Origin of the sequence: Pseudomonas sp. NDM (genome assembly GCF_003105095.1) — a bacterium.
In the GTDB taxonomy this organism is placed as follows: Bacteria; Pseudomonadota; Gammaproteobacteria; order Pseudomonadales; family Pseudomonadaceae; genus Aquipseudomonas; species Aquipseudomonas moraviensis_A.
In genome coordinates, this window is record NZ_QETJ01000094.1 from 1 (window position 1) to 18,703 (window position 18,703).

General features: G+C 61.2%; 11 protein-coding genes, 1 other RNA gene and 1 pseudogene. 8 read left to right on the forward strand and 5 right to left on the reverse strand.

Going from position 1 to position 18,703, the window contains the following annotated elements:
• Positions 1–97: 97 nt before the first annotated feature.
• The 4 genes from guaD to xdhA all read right to left on the reverse strand — a co-directional run bounded on the left by guaD (position 98) and on the right by xdhA (position 6,237).
• Complete coding sequence (gene guaD, locus DCO47_RS18015) at positions 98–1,402, reverse strand: guanine deaminase (RefSeq protein WP_116658605.1); 1,305 nt, start codon at positions 1,400–1,402, stop codon at positions 98–100.
• A 13-nt stretch (positions 1,403–1,415) separates the two neighbouring features.
• A complete protein-coding gene (xdhC, locus tag DCO47_RS18020; protein ID WP_116658606.1) occupies positions 1,416–2,273 on the reverse strand; it encodes a xanthine dehydrogenase accessory protein XdhC in 858 nt (285 codons plus the stop codon).
• Positions 2,274–2,390: 117 nt separating this feature from the next.
• Complete coding sequence (xdhB, locus tag DCO47_RS18025) at positions 2,391–4,790, reverse strand: xanthine dehydrogenase molybdopterin binding subunit (protein WP_116658607.1); 2,400 nt, start codon at positions 4,788–4,790, stop codon at positions 2,391–2,393.
• The gene (xdhA, locus tag DCO47_RS18030; protein ID WP_064362834.1) at positions 4,783–6,237 is read right to left on the reverse strand and encodes a xanthine dehydrogenase small subunit; all 1,455 of its coding nucleotides are present in this window, start codon (positions 6,235–6,237) and stop codon (positions 4,783–4,785) included. Before xdhA ends, xdhB begins: the two co-directional genes overlap by 8 nt.
• A gap of 268 nt (positions 6,238–6,505) precedes the next feature.
• Between xdhA and DCO47_RS18035 the strand changes: the two genes are divergently transcribed.
• From DCO47_RS18035 to DCO47_RS18070, 8 genes are all read left to right on the forward strand, one after another.
• Positions 6,506–7,165, forward strand: coding sequence for a GntR family transcriptional regulator (locus DCO47_RS18035; RefSeq protein WP_116658608.1), 660 nt, complete (start codon positions 6,506–6,508; stop codon positions 7,163–7,165).
• A gap of 2 nt (positions 7,166–7,167) precedes the next feature.
• Complete coding sequence (smc, locus tag DCO47_RS18040) at positions 7,168–10,656, forward strand: chromosome segregation protein SMC (RefSeq protein ID WP_116658609.1); 3,489 nt, start codon at positions 7,168–7,170, stop codon at positions 10,654–10,656.
• A 225-nt stretch (positions 10,657–10,881) separates the two neighbouring features.
• Complete coding sequence (zipA, locus tag DCO47_RS18045; protein WP_116658610.1) at positions 10,882–11,745, forward strand: cell division protein ZipA; 864 nt, start codon at positions 10,882–10,884, stop codon at positions 11,743–11,745.
• A 183-nt stretch (positions 11,746–11,928) separates the two neighbouring features.
• Positions 11,929–14,286, forward strand: coding sequence for an NAD-dependent DNA ligase LigA (ligA, locus tag DCO47_RS18050; protein WP_116658611.1), 2,358 nt, complete (start codon positions 11,929–11,931; stop codon positions 14,284–14,286).
• A 214-nt stretch (positions 14,287–14,500) separates the two neighbouring features.
• On the forward strand, positions 14,501–15,664 hold the full coding sequence (locus DCO47_RS18055; protein ID WP_042608430.1) for a putative zinc-binding metallopeptidase: 1,164 nt from the start codon (positions 14,501–14,503) through the stop codon (positions 15,662–15,664).
• Between the two features lie 134 nt (positions 15,665–15,798).
• Positions 15,799–15,895: signal recognition particle sRNA small type (gene ffs / locus DCO47_RS18060), an RNA gene on the forward strand.
• A gap of 205 nt (positions 15,896–16,100) precedes the next feature.
• On the forward strand, positions 16,101–16,586 hold the full coding sequence (locus DCO47_RS18065; RefSeq protein ID WP_065614970.1) for a hypothetical protein: 486 nt from the start codon (positions 16,101–16,103) through the stop codon (positions 16,584–16,586).
• 36 nt (positions 16,587–16,622) lie between these two features.
• Complete coding sequence (locus DCO47_RS18070) at positions 16,623–18,584, forward strand: hypothetical protein (protein WP_116658612.1); 1,962 nt, start codon at positions 16,623–16,625, stop codon at positions 18,582–18,584.
• A 17-nt stretch (positions 18,585–18,601) separates the two neighbouring features.
• Here the strand turns inward: DCO47_RS18070 and DCO47_RS27605 are convergent.
• A pseudogene (locus DCO47_RS27605) lies at positions 18,602–18,703 on the reverse strand (hypothetical protein); the annotation flags it as partial.

Below are 18,703 nucleotides of genomic sequence, written 5' to 3' on the forward strand. Positions count from 1 at the left end.
AGGTGGGAGCGAGCCTGCTCGCGAAGACAATCTGACCGCCAACAAAAATCCCCCGGGGCGTACACCACCGGGGGATTTTTTATGCCTTGGAAAAGGCTTAGCGCTGATGCACCAACGCCCCCGCCGCATACGTCTGCGCAACCGTGCGGTCATCCCCCAGCGTCATCAGCACGAACAACGTCTCGGCAATGTTCTTGGACTGCTTCAAGCGATAGCTGAGCAGCGGCGTGGCGTTGTAATCCAGCACCAGGAAGTCGGCATCCGAGCCCGGCCGCAGATTGCCGATCCTGTCTTCCAGACGCAGCGCCCGCGCGCCACCCAGGGTCGCCAGATACAGCGACTTGAACGGACTCAATCGCGCGCCCTGCAGTTGCATCACCTTGTAGGCTTCGTTGAGGGTTTGCAGCAGCGAGAAACTGGTGCCGCCGCCGACGTCGGTGCCGAGGCCGACATTGAGCTTGTGCTTTTCGGCCATCGGCAGGTTGAACAGGCCGCTGCCGAGGAACAGGTTCGAGGTCGGGCAGAACGAGATCGCCGAGCCGGTTTCCGCCAGTCGCGCGCATTCGTCGTCACACAGGTGCACGCCATGAGCGAACACCGAGCGCTCGCCGAGCAACTGGTAGTGATCGTAGACGTCGAGGTAGCCCTTGCGCTCCGGGAACAGCTCCTTGACCCATTCGATTTCCTTGAGGTTTTCGCTGATGTGGGTCTGCATGTACAGATCCGGATACTCCGTCAGCAGTTGCCCGGCGAGGGTCAGTTGTTCCGGGGTGCTGGTGGGGGCGAAGCGCGGCGTCACTGCGTAATGCAAACGGCCCTTGCCATGCCAGCGCTCGATCAGCGCCTTGCTGTCGACGTAGCTGGATTCGGCGGTGTCGACCAGATAGTCCGGGGCATTGCGGTCCATCATGACCTTGCCGGCGATCATGCGCAGGTCAAGCTTCTCGGCGGCCTCGAAAAACGAATTCACCGATTGCGGATGCACGCTGCCGAACACCAGCGCCGTGGTGGTGCCGTTGCGCAGCAGTTCCTTGATGAAGATGTCGGCGACTTCGTCGGCGTGGGCCTTGTCGCCAAACTGGCTTTCGCAGGGAAAGGTGTAGGTATTCAGCCAATCGAGCAATTGCTCGCCGTAGGCGCCGACCATGCCGGTTTGCGGCAGGTGAATGTGCGTGTCGATAAAGCCCGGGGTGATCAGCGCATCCTGATAATGGTTGATCTCGATATCCGTCGGCAGGGTTGGCAGCAGTTCGCTGGCGTGGCCGACGGCGCTGATCTTGCCGTCATCGACCACCAGCAGGCCATCCTCGAAATATTCATAGGAGGCTTCGATGCCGACCTCGGCAGGGTCGGCAATGCTGTGCAGGATGGCGGCGCGGTAGGCTTTGCGAGTCAGAGGCATGAGGGTTCTCTAATCAGTTTGAGGCTTTGAGTTTGGCCGCCTGACTGCGGCGCGAGGCGGGCAGCAGTCGGGCAATCGGTTCGGCGCGGGCACTGTGCTGGCCGAAATTGGCGTTGTAGGTGGCGATGATTTCGCCGGCGATGGAGATGGCGATTTCCACAGGCAGTTTGCCTTTGACTTCGCCGATGCCCATCGGGCAACGCATGCGTTGCACTACGCTCGGGTCGAAACCACGATCGCGCAGGCGGTGTTCGAATTTGGCGCGCTTGGTTTTCGAACCGATCAGGCCGAACCAGGTGAAATCGTTGCGCTTGAGAATCGCCGCTGTCAGCTCCAGATCGAGCTGATGGTTGTGGGTCATGACGATGCAGTAGCTGCCGGCAGGCAGGTCATCGATTTCATCCACCGGCTCTTCGCTAACGATTTTACGCACGCCGTGGGGGATGTGGTCGGGGAACTCGGCCTCGCGCGAGTCAATCCAGCGCACCCGGCAGGGCAGGCTGGCGAGCAGCGGCACGAGGGCGCGGCCGACGTGGCCGGCGCCGAACACGGCAATCTGCGCCTGCACCTGGCCCATCGGTTCGAACAGCAACACCGTGGCGCCGCCGCAGCACTGGCCGAGGCTGGCGCCAAGGCTGAAGCGCTCCAGATGCGTGTCCTGCTTGCCGCTGGCGAGCATCTCGCGGGCGATTTGCATGGCTTTGAATTCCAGATGCCCGCCACCGATGGTGTCAAACAGGCGGTCGGCGCTGACGACCATTTTCGAGCCGGCGTTGCGTGGCGTCGAGCCGAGTTCTTCGATGATCGTCACCAGCACACAGGGCTCGCCCTGGTTCTGCAGGTCGGCGAGGGCGTCGATCCAGTTGTACATGTTCACCTCGACATCTTCGTTGTCTATGCCGGCCTCTTCGCGAGCAGGCTCGCTCCCACATTGGCAATGCATATCCCTGTGGGAGCGAGCCTGCTCGCGAATGGCCGCGCCTCGGTCCTAGAGCGGAGCCAGCTCGGTCTCGGCTTCTACAGCCTTTACCGCCTTCAACTGACGCATCTGCTCACACCCCCACAACACTCGCTCCGGCGTGGCCGGTGCGTCGATTTTCGGCTGATGCTGATAATCACCGAGGCTCGCCACCGCATCCTTGATCGCGCACCACGCGGCGATGCCGAGCATGAACGGCGGTTCACCGACAGCCTTGGAATGGAACACCGTGTCTTCCGGGTTCTTGCGGTTTTCCACCAGTTTCACCCGCAGATCGAGCGGCATGTCCGCCACGGCCGGGATCTTGTAGCTGGCCGGGCCGTTGGTCATCAGCTTGCCCTTGTTGTTCCACACCAGCTCTTCCATGGTCAGCCAGCCCATGCCTTGAATGAAGCCACCCTCGACCTGACCGATATCGATGGACGGGTTCAGCGAGGCGCCGACGTCGTGCAGGATGTCGGTGCGCAGCATTTTGTATTCGCCGGTCAGGGTGTCGACGATCACTTCGCAGCACGCTGCGCCGAAAGCGAAGTAGTAGAAGGGACGGCCACGGGCCTGACTGCGGTCGTAATAAATTTTCGGCGTCTTGTAGAACCCGGTGCTCGACAGCGAGACCTGATTGAAATACGCCTGCTGGATCAGCGCTTCGAATGTCAGGATCTGCTCGCGCACACGCACGTGGCCGTTGCGGAATTCGACGTCTTCTTCGCTGACCTTGTAGTGCCGCGCGGCGAACTCGATCAAGCGTTGCTTGATGGTCTGCGCTGCGTTCTGCGCAGCTTTGCCGTTCAGGTCGGCGCCGCTGGAGGCAGCGGTCGGCGAAGTGTTCGGCACCTTGTCGGTGTTGGTCGCGGTGATCTGCACACGGTCGATTTCCACCTGGAACACTTCCGCCACGACCTGGGCGACTTTGGTGTTCAGGCCCTGGCCCATTTCCGTGCCGCCATGATTCAGGTGGATGCTGCCGTCGGTGTAAATGTGGATCAGCGCACCGGCCTGATTGAGGAAACTCGCCGTGAAGGAAATCCCGAATTTCACCGGAGTCAGCGCCAGGCCTTTCTTCAGGATCGGGCTGTTGGCGTTATAGCGACGGATCGCTTCACGCCGCTCGGCGTACTGGCTGCTTTCTTCCAGTTCGGCGGTCATCTCTTCGAGCATGTTGTGCTCGACGGTCTGGTAGTAGTGGGTGACGTTGCGCTCGGTCTTGCCGTAATAGTTGGCCTTGCGCACCGCCAGCGGATCCAGCTTCAAGTGCCGGGCAATCGCGTCCATCACTTCCTCGATGGCGACCATGCCCTGCGGGCCACCGAAACCACGATAGGCAGTGTTCGACGCGGTGTTGGTCTTGCAACGGTGACCGTTGATGGTCGCATCGCCGAGGTAGTAGGAGTTGTCCGAGTGGAACATCGCCCGGTCAACGATCGACGCGGACAGATCCGGCGAGCAGCCGCAGTTGCCGGCCAGCTCCATGTTGATCCCGTGCAGACGCCCGCTGCTGTCGAAACCAACGTCGTACTCGACGTAGAACGGGTGACGTTTGCCGGTCATCAGCATGTCTTCGACACGCGGCAGGCGCATCTTGGTCGGCTGGCCGGTGAGGTGCGCTACCACTGCGCACAGGCAGGCCGGGCTCGCGGCCTGGGTTTCCTTGCCGCCGAAACCACCGCCCATGCGGCGCATGTCGACGACAATTTTGTTCATCGACACGTCGAGCACTTCGGCGACCAGTTTCTGTACTTCGGTCGGGTTCTGCGTCGAGCAATAGACGATCATGCCGCCGTCTTCGGTGGGCATGACTGAGGAGATTTGCGTCTCCAGGTAGAAGTGTTCCTGGCCGCCGATGTGCAGCGTGCCTTGAATGCGATGCTCTGCGGTGGCCAGCGCCGAGGCCGAATCGCCGCGCTGGTGGGTGTGGCTGTCGAGCACGAAGTGACGTTTGCGCAGGGCTTCGACGACATCCAGCACTGGTTCAAGATCTTCGTATTCGATGATCGCCGCCATCGCTGCTTTGCGGGCGGTTTCCAGGTCTTTCGCCGCGACCGCCAGCACCGGCTGGCCGACGAACTGCACATCATCGATGGCCAGCAACGGATCGCCCGGCATCAGCGGGCCGATGTCTTTCAGCCCCGGCACGTCTTCGTGGGTGATGACGATGCGTACGCCTTCGAAGGCATAACAAGGCTTGGTATCGATGCTGATGATTCTTGCGTGAGCGCGGTCCGACAGGCGCGCATACAGGTGCAACTGGTTGGGGAATTCCAGGCGATCATCGATGTACTGCGCTTCACCGGACACATGCTTGGCGGCGCTGTCGTGCTTGACGCTGCGGCCGACACCGGTGGTCAGGTCCTGGGCGAACAGTTCGGCCAGCTCAGCCTGGGTCTTCTCTACGGCGTGATGGTTAGACATAAGCGGTCACCCGAGTCTCGATGTGCGGTGTTTGCAGTTCGATGAAGTATTTGCGCAGCAGATTCTGCGCGCTGAGCAGGCGATATTCCTTGCTGGCGCGGAAGTCCGAGAGCGGTGTGAAATCTTCGGCCAGCGCGGCGCAGGCACGCTCGATCACCGCGTTGGTGAAGGGCGCGCCTTGCAGCACGGCTTCGCAATGCGCGGCCCGTTTGGGGATCGCCGCCATGCCGCCGAAGGCCACGCGGGCGTCGGCGATCACCCCGTTTTCCACGCGCAGGTTGAACGCGGCGCAGACGGCGGAGATATCGTCGTCGAGACGCTTCGACACTTTATAGGCGCGGAACAACTGCTCGGCGCTGGCGCGCGGGACGATGATTTTTTCGATGAATTCGCTTTCCTGGCGCGCGGTGACGCGGTAGTCGATGAAGTAATCTTCCAGGTTCAGGGTGCGGCGGGTTTCGCCTTTGCACAGCACGATCTGCGCGCCGAGGGCAATCAGCAGCGGTGGCGAGTCACCAATCGGCGAGGCGTTGCCGATGTTGCCGCCGAGGGTGCCCTGGTTACGGATCTGCAACGAGGCGAAGCGGTGCAGCAGTTCGCCGAAGTCCGGGTACTCGGCGTTCAACGCTTCGTAGCAGTCGGAGAGGGCAGTGGCGGCGCCGATTTCGATGCGGTCGGCGAAGGTCTCGATGCGCTTCATTTCGGCGACGTTGCCGACGTAGATCATCACCGGCAGGGTGCGGTGGAACTGGGTGACTTCCAGCGCCAGATCGGTGCCGCCAGCGAGCAGCCGGGCTTGTGGGTAAGCATCATAGAGATCGGCCAGATCAGCGACGGTCAGCGGCACCAGGCAACGCTTGTCGCCGCTGTTGAGTTCTCCGATATCGGTCGGCGCGATGGACTTGAGGCGGGCGATGGTTTCGGCTTCACGGGCGTCGAACTGATCCGCTGGTTTGGCGCAGCAGGATTGTTCGGCGGCGGCGAGGATTGGCCGGTAGCCGGTGCAGCGGCAGAGGTTGCCGGCCAGCGCTTCGTGGGCCTTGGCCTGGTCCGGTGCATCGCTGTTCTTTTGCAGGGCGAACAGCGACATGACAAAGCCGGGGGTGCAGAAACCGCACTGCGAGCCGTGGCACTCGACCATGGCTTTCTGCACGCTGTGAAGTTCGCCTTTGTGTTTGAGGTCTTCGACGCTGATCAGCTGTTTGCCGTGCAAGGACGAGACGAAAGTCAGGCACGAATTGAGGCTGCGATAGCGGATGTGTTCACGCCCCGTGTCATCGGTCTGCAACTCGCCAACCACCACGGTGCAGGCGCCGCAGTCGCCGCTGGCGCAACCTTCTTTGGTGCCGGGCTTGCCCACGTGTTCGCGCAGGTAGTTGAGCACAGTCAGATTCGGGTCCAGGGCGTGCTCGCTACGGAGTTCCTGGTTAAGTAAAAACTGGATCACGGAAGGCCTCGCAGACTCATTATTGTTGTTAACCGACGTGGACCGAATTTAGCAGGTCTGACTTTTCGGTCAATGGTTTTCTGACTTAAAGGTCAGGAAAATCCGTTTCGTCGATCAACAGCGTGTCTATTCAGTATTGACCTTCATCGGTCACCGCGCTTTTTTGCGGGATTCGTGCCAAAAACCGCTGAGTGGGCACTCCGCCATGACCGTGCATTTGCGCTACACTGCGCCGCTTGTGCAGATCGATAGAGTTTGAAGGACAACCATGACGTTCAAGGCGCCGGACAGCCTCGCCGAGCAAATCGCTCACCACCTCGCCGAACGCATCATTCGTGGCGAAATGAAGCCGGGAGAGCGCATCCAGGAACAGAAGGTCACGCTGGCGCTCAACGTCAGCCGCGGTTCGGTCCGCGAAGCCTTGCTGATCCTTGAGCGCCGTCACCTGATCGCGATCCTGCCGCGTCGTGGCGCCCACGTTACCGAGCTGACGCCGCACAAGGTGCAGAGCCTGTGCACGCTGATGAGCGAGCTGTACATCCTGCTCGGCAATTCCGTGTCCAACGGCTGGCAAGTGCAGTCGGACATGGCGCCGTTCGTACAGATCCAGCAGCGCCTGACCGCCAATTACGAGCGCGGCGATATCCGCAGCTTCGTCGATGACAGCTTCGCGGTGATGCGCGCCGCCTATCCGTTTGCCAACAATCCGTATCTGCAGGAAACCGTCGAGAACCTCCAGCCGGCGATGAGCCGTGCCTACTTTCTCGCCCTCGAACAGCGCAAAGCGGAGATGAGCGAGTTCCTCGAGCTGTTCGAACGCTTGCTCGCTGCCGTGCTCGCCCGTGATTTGCCGCAGATCCGCATCGTGCTCACGGCGTACGCCCAGCGCAGCTGCGATCTGGTGGTGTCTGCGCTGACGGTTGCCTGAGCGTGCGGCTAAAGTGCATCAAACTGGCGGGGTTCAAGTCCTTCGTCGACCCGACCACGGTGAACTTCCCCAGTAACATGGCGGCGGTCGTCGGGCCGAACGGTTGCGGCAAGTCGAACATCATCGACGCCGTGCGCTGGGTGATGGGCGAAAGTTCGGCGAAGAACCTCCGTGGCGAGTCGATGACCGACGTCATCTTCAACGGCTCGACCAGCCGCAAACCGGTAAGCCAGGCGAGCATCGAACTGGTGTTCGATAACTCCGACGGCACGCTGCTCGGCGAATACGCCGCCTACGCGGAGATTTCCATCCGCCGCAAAGTCACCCGCGACAGCCAGACCACTTATTACCTCAACGGCACCAAATGCCGTCGGCGCGACATCACCGATATCTTCCTCGGCACCGGCCTCGGCCCGCGCAGCTACTCGATCATCGAACAGGGGATGATCTCCAAGCTGATCGAGTCCAAGCCTGAAGACCTGCGTAACTTCATCGAAGAAGCCGCCGGCATCTCGAAATATAAAGAGCGCCGCCGCGAGACCGAGAACCGCATCCGCCGCACCCACGAGAACCTCGCACGCCTGACCGACCTGCGCGAAGAGCTGGAGCGCCAGCTCGAACGTCTGCACCGTCAGGCCGAGGCGGCGAAAAAGTACCAGGAGCTCAAGGCCGAAGAGCGTCAGCTCAAGGCGCAACTGTCGGCCCTGCGCTGGCAGGATCTCAACGAGCAGGTCGGCCAGCGCGAGTCGATCATTGGCAACCAGGAAGTCAGCTTCGAAGCGTTGGTCGCCGAGCAGCGTAACGCCGACGCGGCCATCGAACGCCTGCGCGACGGCCACCACGACCTGTCCGAGCGCTTCAATCTGGTGCAGGGCCGCTTCTATTCGGTCGGCGGCGACATCGCCCGGGTCGAGCAGAGCATTCAGCACGGCCAGCAGCGTTTGCGCCAGTTGCAGGACGATCTGAAAGAAGCCGAGCGCGCGCGTCTGGAAACCGAATCGCACCTGGGCCACGACCGCACCTTGCTGCTGACCCTCGGTGAAGAGCTGGACATGCTCACCCCCGAGCAGGAAGTCACCAGCGCCGCCGCCGAAGAAGCCGCCGCTGCGCTTGAAGAAGCCGAAACCACCATGCACGGCTGGCAGGAGCAGTGGGACGCCTTCAACCTGACGGCTGCCGAACCGCGCCGTCAGGCCGAAGTGCAACAGTCGCGGATCCAGCAGCTGGAAAGCAGCATGGAGCGCTTGGCCGACCGGCAGAAACGCCTCGGCGAAGAACGTGCGTTGCTTTCAGCCGATCCGGAAGATGCGGCGATCATGGCGCTCAACGAGCAGCTCGCCGAGTCCGAAGCGACCCTGGAAGATTTGCAGACCAGCGAAGAAGCGCAGGTCGAAAAGCTCGAACAACTGCGTCAGGAATTGCAGCAGGCCTTGACCGCCCAGCAGCAGGCGCAGGGCGATCTGCAGCGGCTCAACGGGCGTTTGGCATCGCTGGAAGCCTTGCAGCAGGCCGCGCTCGACCCGGGCACCGGCACCGCCGAATGGTTGAAGGAACACAACCTCGCCGAGCGTCCGCGTCTGGCCGAAGGCCTGAAGGTCGAGGCGGGTTGGGAGCTGGCGGTGGAAACCGTGCTTGGCGCCGATCTGCAAGCGGTGTTGGTCGACGACTTCAGCGGTTTTGATTTGTCCGGTTTCACCCAAGGCGACTTGCGTCTGCTCAGCCCGGCCAGCGATGGCGTGCGAGTGGCGGGCAGCCTGTTGGATAAAGTCGAGGCGCAGATCGATCTGTCGCCGTGGCTTGGTCAGGTCAAACCAGTCGACAGCCTTGAACAGGCACTGGCCTTGCGCGGCCAGTTGAGCGCCGGGCAAAGCCTGATCAGCCGCGACGGCTATTGGGTCGGTCGGCACTTCTTGCGTGTACGTCGCGCCAGCGAAGCGGAAAGCGGCATGCTCGCCCGTGGCCAGGAAATCGAAGACCTGCAACTGGAGCGCGAAGAACGCGAAGCCACGGTCGAGGCCATGGAAACCCGTCTGCAAACCTTGCGTGCGCAACAGCGCCAGCAGGAAAACGGCCGCGAGCATTTGCGTCGTTTGCTGCAGGACGAAGCGCGCCAGCAAGGCGAATTGAAAGCGCAGCTGTCCGCCGGCAAAGCCAAGGCCGAACAGCTGACATTGCGTCGCACCCGTCTTGATGAAGAACTGGTCGAACTCGCCGAACAGCGCGAGCTTGAGCACGAACAGGTCGGCGAAGCGCGCATGAATTTGCAGGAAGCGCTGGACGCCATGGCGCTGGACACCGAACAGCGCGAGTTACTGCTGGCCCAGCGCGACAGCCTGCGCGAGCGCCTTGATCGCGTGCGTCAGGAAGCGCGGCAGCACAAGGATCACGCCCATCAACTGGCCGTGCGTCTCGGCTCGTTGCGCGCCCAGCATGACTCCACGCGTCAGGCGCTGGAGCGTCTGGAAATGCAGGCCGAGCGCCTGACTGAGAAGCGCGAACAGTTGAGTCTGAATCTGGAGGAGGGCGAGGCGCCGCTGGAAGAGCTGCGCCTCAAACTCGAAGAGTTGCTCGACAAGCGCATGACCGTTGACGAAGAACTCAAGACTGCGCAGATCGCCCTGGAAGACGCCGATCGCGAATTGCGCGATGCGGAAAAACGCCGGACCCAGGCCGAACAGCAATCGCAGCTGATTCGCGGCCAGCTCGAACAGCAGCGCATGGAGTGGCAAGGCCTGACCGTGCGCCGCAAGGCCTTGCAGGACCAATTGCTTGAAGATGGCTACGATCTCAACGGCGTGCTCGCGACATTGACGGCGCAAGCCAGTGAACGCGAAGCCGAAGAAGAACTCGAACGCATCAACGCGCGGATTCAGCGCCTGGGCGCGATCAACCTCGCGGCCATCGATGAATACACGCAACAATCGGAGCGTAAACGTTATCTGGATGCGCAGGACGCCGATCTGGTCGAGGCGCTGGAGACCCTGGAAAACGTCATTCGCAAGATCGACAAGGAAACCCGCAATCGTTTCAAAGATACCTTTGATCAGATCAATGGCGGTTTACAGGCACTTTTTCCAAAAGTTTTCGGCGGTGGACGGGCGTATTTGGAACTGACGGGCGAAGATCTACTCGATACAGGGGTGACGATCATGGCGCAGCCGCCCGGGAAGAAGAACAGCACCATCCATTTGCTCTCCGGTGGCGAAAAAGCCCTGACTGCATTGGCCCTGGTTTTTGCCATCTTCAAGTTGAACCCGGCGCCGTTCTGCATGCTCGACGAGGTTGACGCGCCACTGGATGACGCTAACGTTGGACGCTACGCACGGCTGGTCAAAGAGATGTCGCAGACCGTGCAGTTCATCTACATCACCCACAACAAGATCGCCATGGAAATGGCCGAGCAGTTGATGGGCGTGACCATGCATGAACCGGGTTGTTCGCGGCTGGTGGCGGTGGATGTCGAGGAGGCGATGGCGATGGTGGACGCCTAGCGGCGGTGCTGCAAGTGACAAGCTCCAGGCTGCAGGTGGACGGCTTGTGGCTTGGAGCTTAAAGCTTGTAGCTGCGAAGCCTTTGATCGTGCTAGTTTAATGTCAATTTTTCGTATACGTGGGCAAAACGCCTGTCAGAACATAGAGTTGGCGCCACGTTTTAAAGCGGTTTACGCAGTGTAAACCCCTTATTTTTCAGCATTTTTTATAGAGGCACGGGATTACATGGAAATCGGTCTGCGCGAGTGGCTGATCGTCATCGGCATCATTGTGATAGCCGGTATTCTTTTCGATGGCTGGCGCCGTATGCGCGGCGGCAAGGGAAAGCTGAAATTCCGTCTCGACCGGAGCCTGTCCAATCTGCCGGACGAGGACACCAGCGCCGAGCTGTTGGGCCCGGCCCGCGTGCTGGACACGCACAAGGAGCCGCAACTGGACGAGCACGATCTGCCGTCGGTGAGCATGCCCAACCGCGAAGCCCGCGAGCCGCGTGAATCCGGTTCCAAACGTGGCAAGCGCGGCAGCAATGGCCCGGCGCAGGGCGACCTGAACCTCGACCTCGATCTGGACGGCGGTCCGAGCTTCAGCAGCCGTGACGACGATTTCGCCGAAGACAGCAAGCCTGCACCGACCGTGGCGGAAAAAGATCAGCCGCAAGCCGAAGAGGTCCTGGTGATCAGCGTGATCTGCCGCGATCCGGCTGGCTTCAAGGGCCCGGCGCTGCTGCAGAACATTCTCGAAAGCGGTCTGCGTTTTGGCGAGATGGATATTTTCCACCGCCACGAAAGCATGGCTGGCAACGGTGAAGTGCTGTTCTCCATGGCCAACGCGGTCAAGCCGGGCATTTTCGATCTGGACGACATCGACCATTTCAGCACTCCGGCGGTGAGCTTCTTCCTCGGTCTGCCAGGCCCGCGTCATCCGAAACAGGCTTTCGACGTGATGGTCGCGGCAGCACGCAAGCTGTCCCAGGAGCTGAACGGCGAACTGAAAGATGACCAGCGCAGCGTGCTGACCGCGCAGACGATCGAGCACTACCGTCAGCGCATCGTCGAGTTCGAACGCCGCGCATTGACCCAGAAGCGCTAAGGCCAGAGCGCAGTTGTGGCGAGGGAGCTTGCTCCCGCTGGGTTGCGAAGCGACCCCAAATTTACGGCGGCTTCGCCACCGAGCGGGAGCAAGCTCCCTCGCCACAAGGTCTACCACCTTGAGCGACTATGATTAGACACTGGAGCAGCCTCGGCTGCTCTTTTGCTTTGTGAGAGAACACCCATGACCGCCGCCAAAACCCGCATTCTAGAGCTGCGCGCTGAGCTGGATCAGCACAACTATCGCTACCATGTTCTCGACGAACCGAGCATTCCGGACGCCGAGTACGACCGCTTGTTCCACGAGCTCAAGGCACTGGAAGCAGCCAACCCGGAACTGATCACCAGCGACTCGCCGACCCAGCGCGTCGGCAGCATGGCGTTGACCGCGTTCACTCAGGTGCGTCACGAAATTCCGATGCTCAGCCTCGGCAACGCCTTCGAAGAATCCGACATGCGCGAGTTCGATCGCCGCGTTAACGAAGGTCTCGACGTGCCGGCCGGCGATCTGTTCGGTGGTAGCGCGGCGGTGGAATACAGCTGCGAGCCGAAGCTCGATGGCCTGGCGGTCAGCCTGCTGTATCAGGACGGTCTGCTGGTACGTGGCGCCACCCGAGGCGATGGCACCACTGGCGAAGACATCAGTGTCAACGTGCGCACGGTGCGCAACATTCCTCTGAAGCTGCACGGCGAAGGCTGGCCGGCGACGCTGGAAGTGCGCGGTGAAGTGTTCATGTCCAAGGCCGGTTTCGAGCGACTCAACGCCTCGCAACTGGAGATCGGCGGCAAGACCTTCGCCAACCCGCGCAACGCTGCTGCGGGCAGTCTGCGCCAGCTCGATTCGAAGATCACCGCCAACCGGCCGCTGGAATTCTGCTGCTACGGCATCGGTCAGGTGTCCCACGACATTTCCGACACCCACATCGGCAACCTCAAGCAGTTGCAGAAGTGGGGCATGCCGATCAGTCACGAACTGAAGCTGGCCAAGGGCATCGACGAGTGCCTGGAGTACTACCACGACATCGGCGCACGGCGTAATGCACTCGCTTATGAAATCGACGGCGTGGTGTTCAAGGTCAACAGCATTGCCGACCAGCGTGAACTGGGCTTCCGCGCCCGCGAACCGCGCTGGGCGATCGCGCATAAATTCCCGGCGATGGAAGAACTCACCGAGCTGCTTGACGTTGAATTCCAGGTCGGCCGCACCGGTGCGGTGACTCCGGTGGCGCGTCTGAAACCGGTGAAAGTCGCCGGCGTCACCGTGGCCAACGCCACATTGCACAACATGGACGAAGTGGCACGTCTGGGCCTGATGATCGGCGACACGGTGATCATTCGCCGCGCCGGCGATGTGATTCCGCAAGTGGTGCAGGTGGTCACCGAGCGTCGTCCTGATAACGCGCGCCCGGTCGCCATCCCTGAAAGCTGCCCGGTATGCGGCTCGCATGTCGAACGCACGCAACTGGTCAAGCGCAGCAAGGGCAAGGAAACCTTCAGCGAAGGCGCGGTGTATCGCTGCGTCGGCCGATTGGCCTGTGGCGCGCAACTCAAGCAGGCGATCATTCACTTCGTTTCGCGCCGGGCCATGGACATCGAAGGTCTGGGCGACAAGAGCGTCGAGCAACTGGTCGACGAAGGTCTGGTCAGTTCGCCAGCCGATCTGTATGCGCTGAAGTTCGATGACATCGTCGATCTGGAAGGCTTTGCCGAAGTCTCGAGCAACAAGCTGCTGAAAGCCATCGAAGACAGCAAGCAACCGAGCCTGGCACGTTTCATCTACGCCCTCGGCATTCCCGATGTCGGCGAAGAAACAGCCAAGGTGCTGGCACGTTCTCTGGGTTCGCTGGAGCGCGTGCAACAGGCCTTGCCGCACGTCCTGACCTACCTGCCGGATGTCGGTCTGGAAGTGGCGCACGAGATTCACAGCTTCTTCGAGGATGCGCACAACCAGCAGGTCATCGGCGAACTGCTCGGCCACGGTTTGCAGATTCAGGACCAAGGGGAGTTGGGCGCGGAGTTCGCCGCCAGTACCACGCTGGGCGGCTTGCTCGACAAGCTGCACATTCCTTTCGTCGGCCCCGGTGGTGCACAGAAACTGGCAGACCGCTTTGGATCGCTGGAAGCGGTGATGAACGCTGACTGGCTGGACATGCGTCAGGCGCTGCCGGAGAAGCAGGCCAACTCGGTGCGCGAGTTCTTCGCCTCGCCCGAGAATCGCCAACTCGCCGAGCAGTCTGAGCAACAACTGCGCAATTTCGGCATGCATTGGCAGAGCGAGAAGAAAGTCGTTGAAGGTTTGCCATTGTCCGGCGAAACCTGGGTGCTGACCGGCAAGGTCGAACTGATGAGCCGGGATGTGGCCAAGGATCATCTGGAAAGCCTTGGTGCCAAGGTTGCCGGTTCCGTGTCGGCGAAAACCCATTGCGTGGTCGCAGGCCCCGGTGCCGGCTCGAAACTGACCAAGGCCAATGAACTCGGGGTCAAGGTCATGGACGAAGAAGCGTTTATCGCCTTCCTCAAAACCCACGGCGTCACTGTGTAAGGGATGCGCCGCTCTTGTGGCGAGGGAGCTTGCTCCCGCTGGGCTGCGGAGCAGCCCCAAACCCTTGCAGGCAAACCGCGGATGATGGATTTGCGACCGAGCGGGAGCAAGCTCCCTCGCCCCAACGGCGGTGTCATCGGGTAGCGCGCGGTATTCGGGAACGATGTTGTCTTGAGGATGATCTAGTCTTGGCCAGTCCCAGGGAGAGATCGCCATGCACCGCTTTTTCGAGCAGCTCAGTTCCCGCATCATCGCGCCGTTCGTGGCCGGATCCTCACGCAACAGCAAAGTCTGGCCGTGCCGTTGTGGCCAGTCGCTGTTCTTTCGCAACAGTCAGTGCCTGGCCTGTAACGCCTTGCTCGGTTATCAACCTGAACAAAGTCGCCTGACCTCGCTGCAGCCTGGGCCGGAAGAGGGCACCTGGACACTCGACGTCGATCCCGACGCCGGCCTGTTCCGCCGCTGCGCCAACCTCGACATGCCCGCCGCCTGCAACTGGCTGCTGCCGGCCAACGATCACGACACCTTGTGCATCGCTTGCAGCCTCAACCGCACCATCCCCGACCTGTCCGTCCCGGAAAACCCCGAGCGCTGGCGCAAGGTCGAGATCGCCAAGCGTCGACTGGTCGCGCAATTGATCACCCTCGGCCTGCCGGTGATCGCGAAAACCGTGGATGAAGAAACCGGGCTGGCGTTCGACTTCATCGGAGTCGACCTGCAAGGCAACGCACCAATGACCGGTCATGCCAACGGTCTGATCACTCTCGACATCCAGGAAGCCGACGATGCCCATCGCGAGCAGGTCAGGGCGCAGATGCACGAGCCCTATCGCACGCTGCTCGGGCATTTTCGCCATGAGGTCGGGCACTATTACTGGGATCGCCTGATCGCCAACGGCCCCTGGCTCGGCGCATTCCGCAACCTGTTCGGCGACGAGCGCGCCAGTTACGCCGAGGCGCTGGACCGGCATTATCAGCAAGGCGCACCGCTGGACTGGCCGCAGCATTACGTCAGTGCCTACGCGACCATGCACCCGTGGGAAGACTGGGCGGAAACCTGGGCGCATTACCTGCACATGATGGACGCCGTAGACACTGCGCTGGGTTTCGGCATGAGCGCGCGGGAAATGGACTTCGATTACCAGCCGTTTCCGACCAGCACCCTGTACGACCCGGAGCACCCCGGCGGGAGCGCGTTCCTGTCATTCGTCAACGCATGGATCGAACTGGCCGGCATGCTCAACGAACTGTCGCGCAGCATGGGCCAGCCGGATTTCTATCCGTTCGTACTGCCGGCCGCGGCGATCGCCAAGCTGCACTTCATTCATCTGGTGATCCAGCAGGCGGGCGGTCGTGCAGACGAAGTTCTGGCCCTGTAGGAGCTGCCGAAGGCTGCGATCTTTATGTCCTTGAACCCGTTCATGTTTTTAATCTGCAACCAACGGTTGTAACTTCATCTCAGACAGGTACAATGGCGCGGCTCGCCGACAGGCAAGCGTCGTTATGGTGACCCCATCGGTCCCCCCGCAACGATTACCCGTGAACCTGGTCAGATCCGGAAGGAAGCAGCCACAGCGGGAACATTGTGTGCCGGGGTGTGGCTGGTGGGGGCACCACCTTAACGAACCATCGAAGGCTTCAGACAGAACTGCATGGGTTTCGCCCACTGCGGTTTTTTTATGCCTGTGATTTGGCTTTTGGCGTTGATCCGCTATCAGAAACGCTCAGATCAGCAGCGCAGCGTCCCGTTGGCCGTGCGGCTGTCGAAGCTGAACAGTGGCATACTCCCTCGCCTGGCATCGAGAGGTAAGGCAAGTGGGTGAAATTGACGATCTGACTCGGGAAAAACTGCGCGAATGGCAGTTGCGTCGTCTGGAAGTCAAGGAACAGATGCGGGAACAGCCCGAGCGAACCCTGGAGCTGTCGCGCTTGCTCGACCTGATGGATGAAGAGCACGCCGCGATTCTGGCGGCTTCGACCGTGTTCAACGCGGTCGAAGAAACGGCGCAGCCGGTCGCGGTGCAGGACCAGCCCGCCGCTGAACCGAGGGCCGGCCAGTACGACCTGCAATTGCACGCCAGCGCTCAAAGCCCTGAACACTTGCGCAAACTGCTCGAAATGGCGCTCTACGAAGTGCAGGCACAGATCGATGCGGACTCGATGACTGACTGCGCAGCTCGACGCGGCATGTCCGGCACGCTGGGCGACTACTCCTTCGAGCTGCGGATCCACCCCGAGGCCGGCAGTGAGGGATGCTTGCCGCCCACCCATGAACTGCGCGACGAGAATGACCAGGACTGATCTGGTGTTGTGTCAAAGCCCAGGCGGCGAGGTTGTATGCACCCGGAACATTTTGATTTGGCCACCCCGGTACTTCTACCGATTACCCATGATGCATGTACGGCGTTGTTGCAGCCCGAGGGTGAAGCGGCACTGGCCGACCTGACTGACCCGGAACTGGCGGCGGTGCTGGTTATCCAGAACCTCGCCCAGGCCACGGAACCGGATTTGAGCGCCAGCGCGGCAGAGAAAATTCTCGCCAGACTCATTGACTGGTCCGTCACCTCCCGGCGCTCTGGATCGACGGGACTGATTTCAGAGGCGCGGCGATTGTTCGATTCGCGCAAACTGTATTTCGGCCTCAATGCGCTCAAAGGCCTGAACCTGCGGTTTCTCATGGCTGACGAAGTCACTGCGCAGGAATACCTGTTGCCCGACGGGCAATGGGATGTCGAGTACAAGATTCGCCATCAGAAACAGAACAACCCGTTCAGTCAGCAAATGGTCACGCCTCGTGAGCGTGAGCACTGGTTAAGCGCCGCGCAGGACAAGCTGCTGCGGACCTTTCGCGCCAATCTCGACGAAGACCTGCACGTGCAGGGCTATGCGGGCATCGGCAAGAGTTACATGCTCAGTGCGCTGATCGAATGCCTGCGCTCGAAACGCACCCTGGTGCTGGCGCGCACCCCGGCGAAACTGGCGACGTTGCGCAAACACATCACGCAAGTGCACAACACCGAGATCGGTCAGACGTTTTTCGACTTTGCCCAGGCCCAGCTGCTTGGCCCACGGATGCACAGGGCCGGGACGCCTGCGCGGATCCCGAGCAAGCAGGCGCTGGCGCAGGAACTGAATATCTTCGGCTTTCGCCACCATGATGGGCCGGGCACGCTTGAGGTCTGTCTGCGCGTGCTGGAGCTGTATTGCGCGTCAAGAGACCACACGCTGTCCGCCAGGCATCTGCCCCATTTCCAGCAGCCCTTGACCGCCGCAGACTCGCAGGCGCTGCTGGAGTATTCCAGTCGCCTGTGGGTGTATCTGGAGGCCAACCCGGCCTGGGCCAGCCAGAGCGGTTTTCAGACGTTGTTGATGATCAAGCGCGCCAGTCTGGCCGGTTGCCGCGTCCCGCCGCGCTACACCCATGTGATCATCGACGAAAGCCAGGATGTGCCGGCGTCGCTGCTGCAGATCATCGAACGCGGGCAGCAGGTGCTGATCACCCTCGGCGATGAATATCAGCAGGCCAAGGGCGAGCCGCTCAAGCGCAAGCGTGAGGTCCGCCAGAGTGATATCTGCTATTCGGTGCGCTCGGGACGCAACGTCGAGCGCCTGGTCAACCCGCTGATTTCGCGCCACACGCAGAAGAGCAAAGTGCCGTTTGAAGGTGCTCGCCATGCGGACGTCGATATCGAGTACTACCCGCAGGCCTTCGTGCCGCCGGAGGGTTGCGTGGTGCTGACTGCGTCACCGTGGGACACGATGATGTGGGCCATTCACCTGCACGATTGCAATTGCGCCTTCAGTTTCCCTGACAGGGAAGCTCAAGAGGACATCAAGCATTTCATGACCACCGCCATCGAGCTGTTCCGCCGCGATTTCTACAGCGCCGGGTCCAGCGAGAAAGGGCCGCACCCGTTTTTCAGCGACATCGCCGACTGGCAGCAGGTGCGTGAGACCCATCGTTTCGACGAGGCGTTTTTGTGGATCGAAGCGCAACTGCAAGAAGGCTTCATGATTGCCGACCTGACTCGACTGAGCCAGAAGATCATCGACCCAGGCAAGGCCTGCCTGTTGATGATGGCCGAACGGGCCGGTGGCATGGAGTTCAAGCGGGTGCTGTTGACGCGGGCCTTGCTCAGCAATGAGAAATTCAAGGACGCCTATGAGTTCGATCAGCGCATCTGTGCCGTCTACATCGCCATCTCCCGCGCCCGACAACAGCTGTACCTGCCTTACGACGTGGTCGAGTGGATCGACTTTCACGATTACCAGAAATTCCGCGAATCGCACGGCTATTGATATCCCCCTGTAGGAGTGACCATCTGACGCAGGGTGCGTTCGGCAATCGAGCGCCCGGTCAGCCCGACCAGGGTTTCCAGTCGCAGCAGCGCGTCCTGGGCATTGTTGGCGTGCACGGT

What these genes read in the sequence shown, in the direction of transcription:
- guaD (WP_116658605.1), bottom strand. Translation starts at nt 1,402, where the DNA reads ATGCCTCTGACTCGCAAAGCCTACCGCGCCGCCATCCTGCACAGCATT.
- xdhC (WP_116658606.1), bottom strand. Translation starts at nt 2,273, where the DNA reads ATGTACAACTGGATCGACGCCCTCGCCGACCTGCAGAACCAGGGCGAG.
- xdhB (WP_116658607.1), bottom strand. Translation starts at nt 4,790, where the DNA reads ATGTCTAACCATCACGCCGTAGAGAAGACCCAGGCTGAGCTGGCCGAA.
- DCO47_RS18035 (WP_116658608.1), top strand. Translation starts at nt 6,506, where the DNA reads ATGACGTTCAAGGCGCCGGACAGCCTCGCCGAGCAAATCGCTCACCAC.
- zipA (WP_116658610.1), top strand. Translation starts at nt 10,882, where the DNA reads ATGGAAATCGGTCTGCGCGAGTGGCTGATCGTCATCGGCATCATTGTG.
- ligA (WP_116658611.1), top strand. Translation starts at nt 11,929, where the DNA reads ATGACCGCCGCCAAAACCCGCATTCTAGAGCTGCGCGCTGAGCTGGAT.
- DCO47_RS18055 (WP_042608430.1), top strand. Translation starts at nt 14,501, where the DNA reads ATGCACCGCTTTTTCGAGCAGCTCAGTTCCCGCATCATCGCGCCGTTC.
- DCO47_RS18070 (WP_116658612.1), top strand. Translation starts at nt 16,623, where the DNA reads ATGCACCCGGAACATTTTGATTTGGCCACCCCGGTACTTCTACCGATT.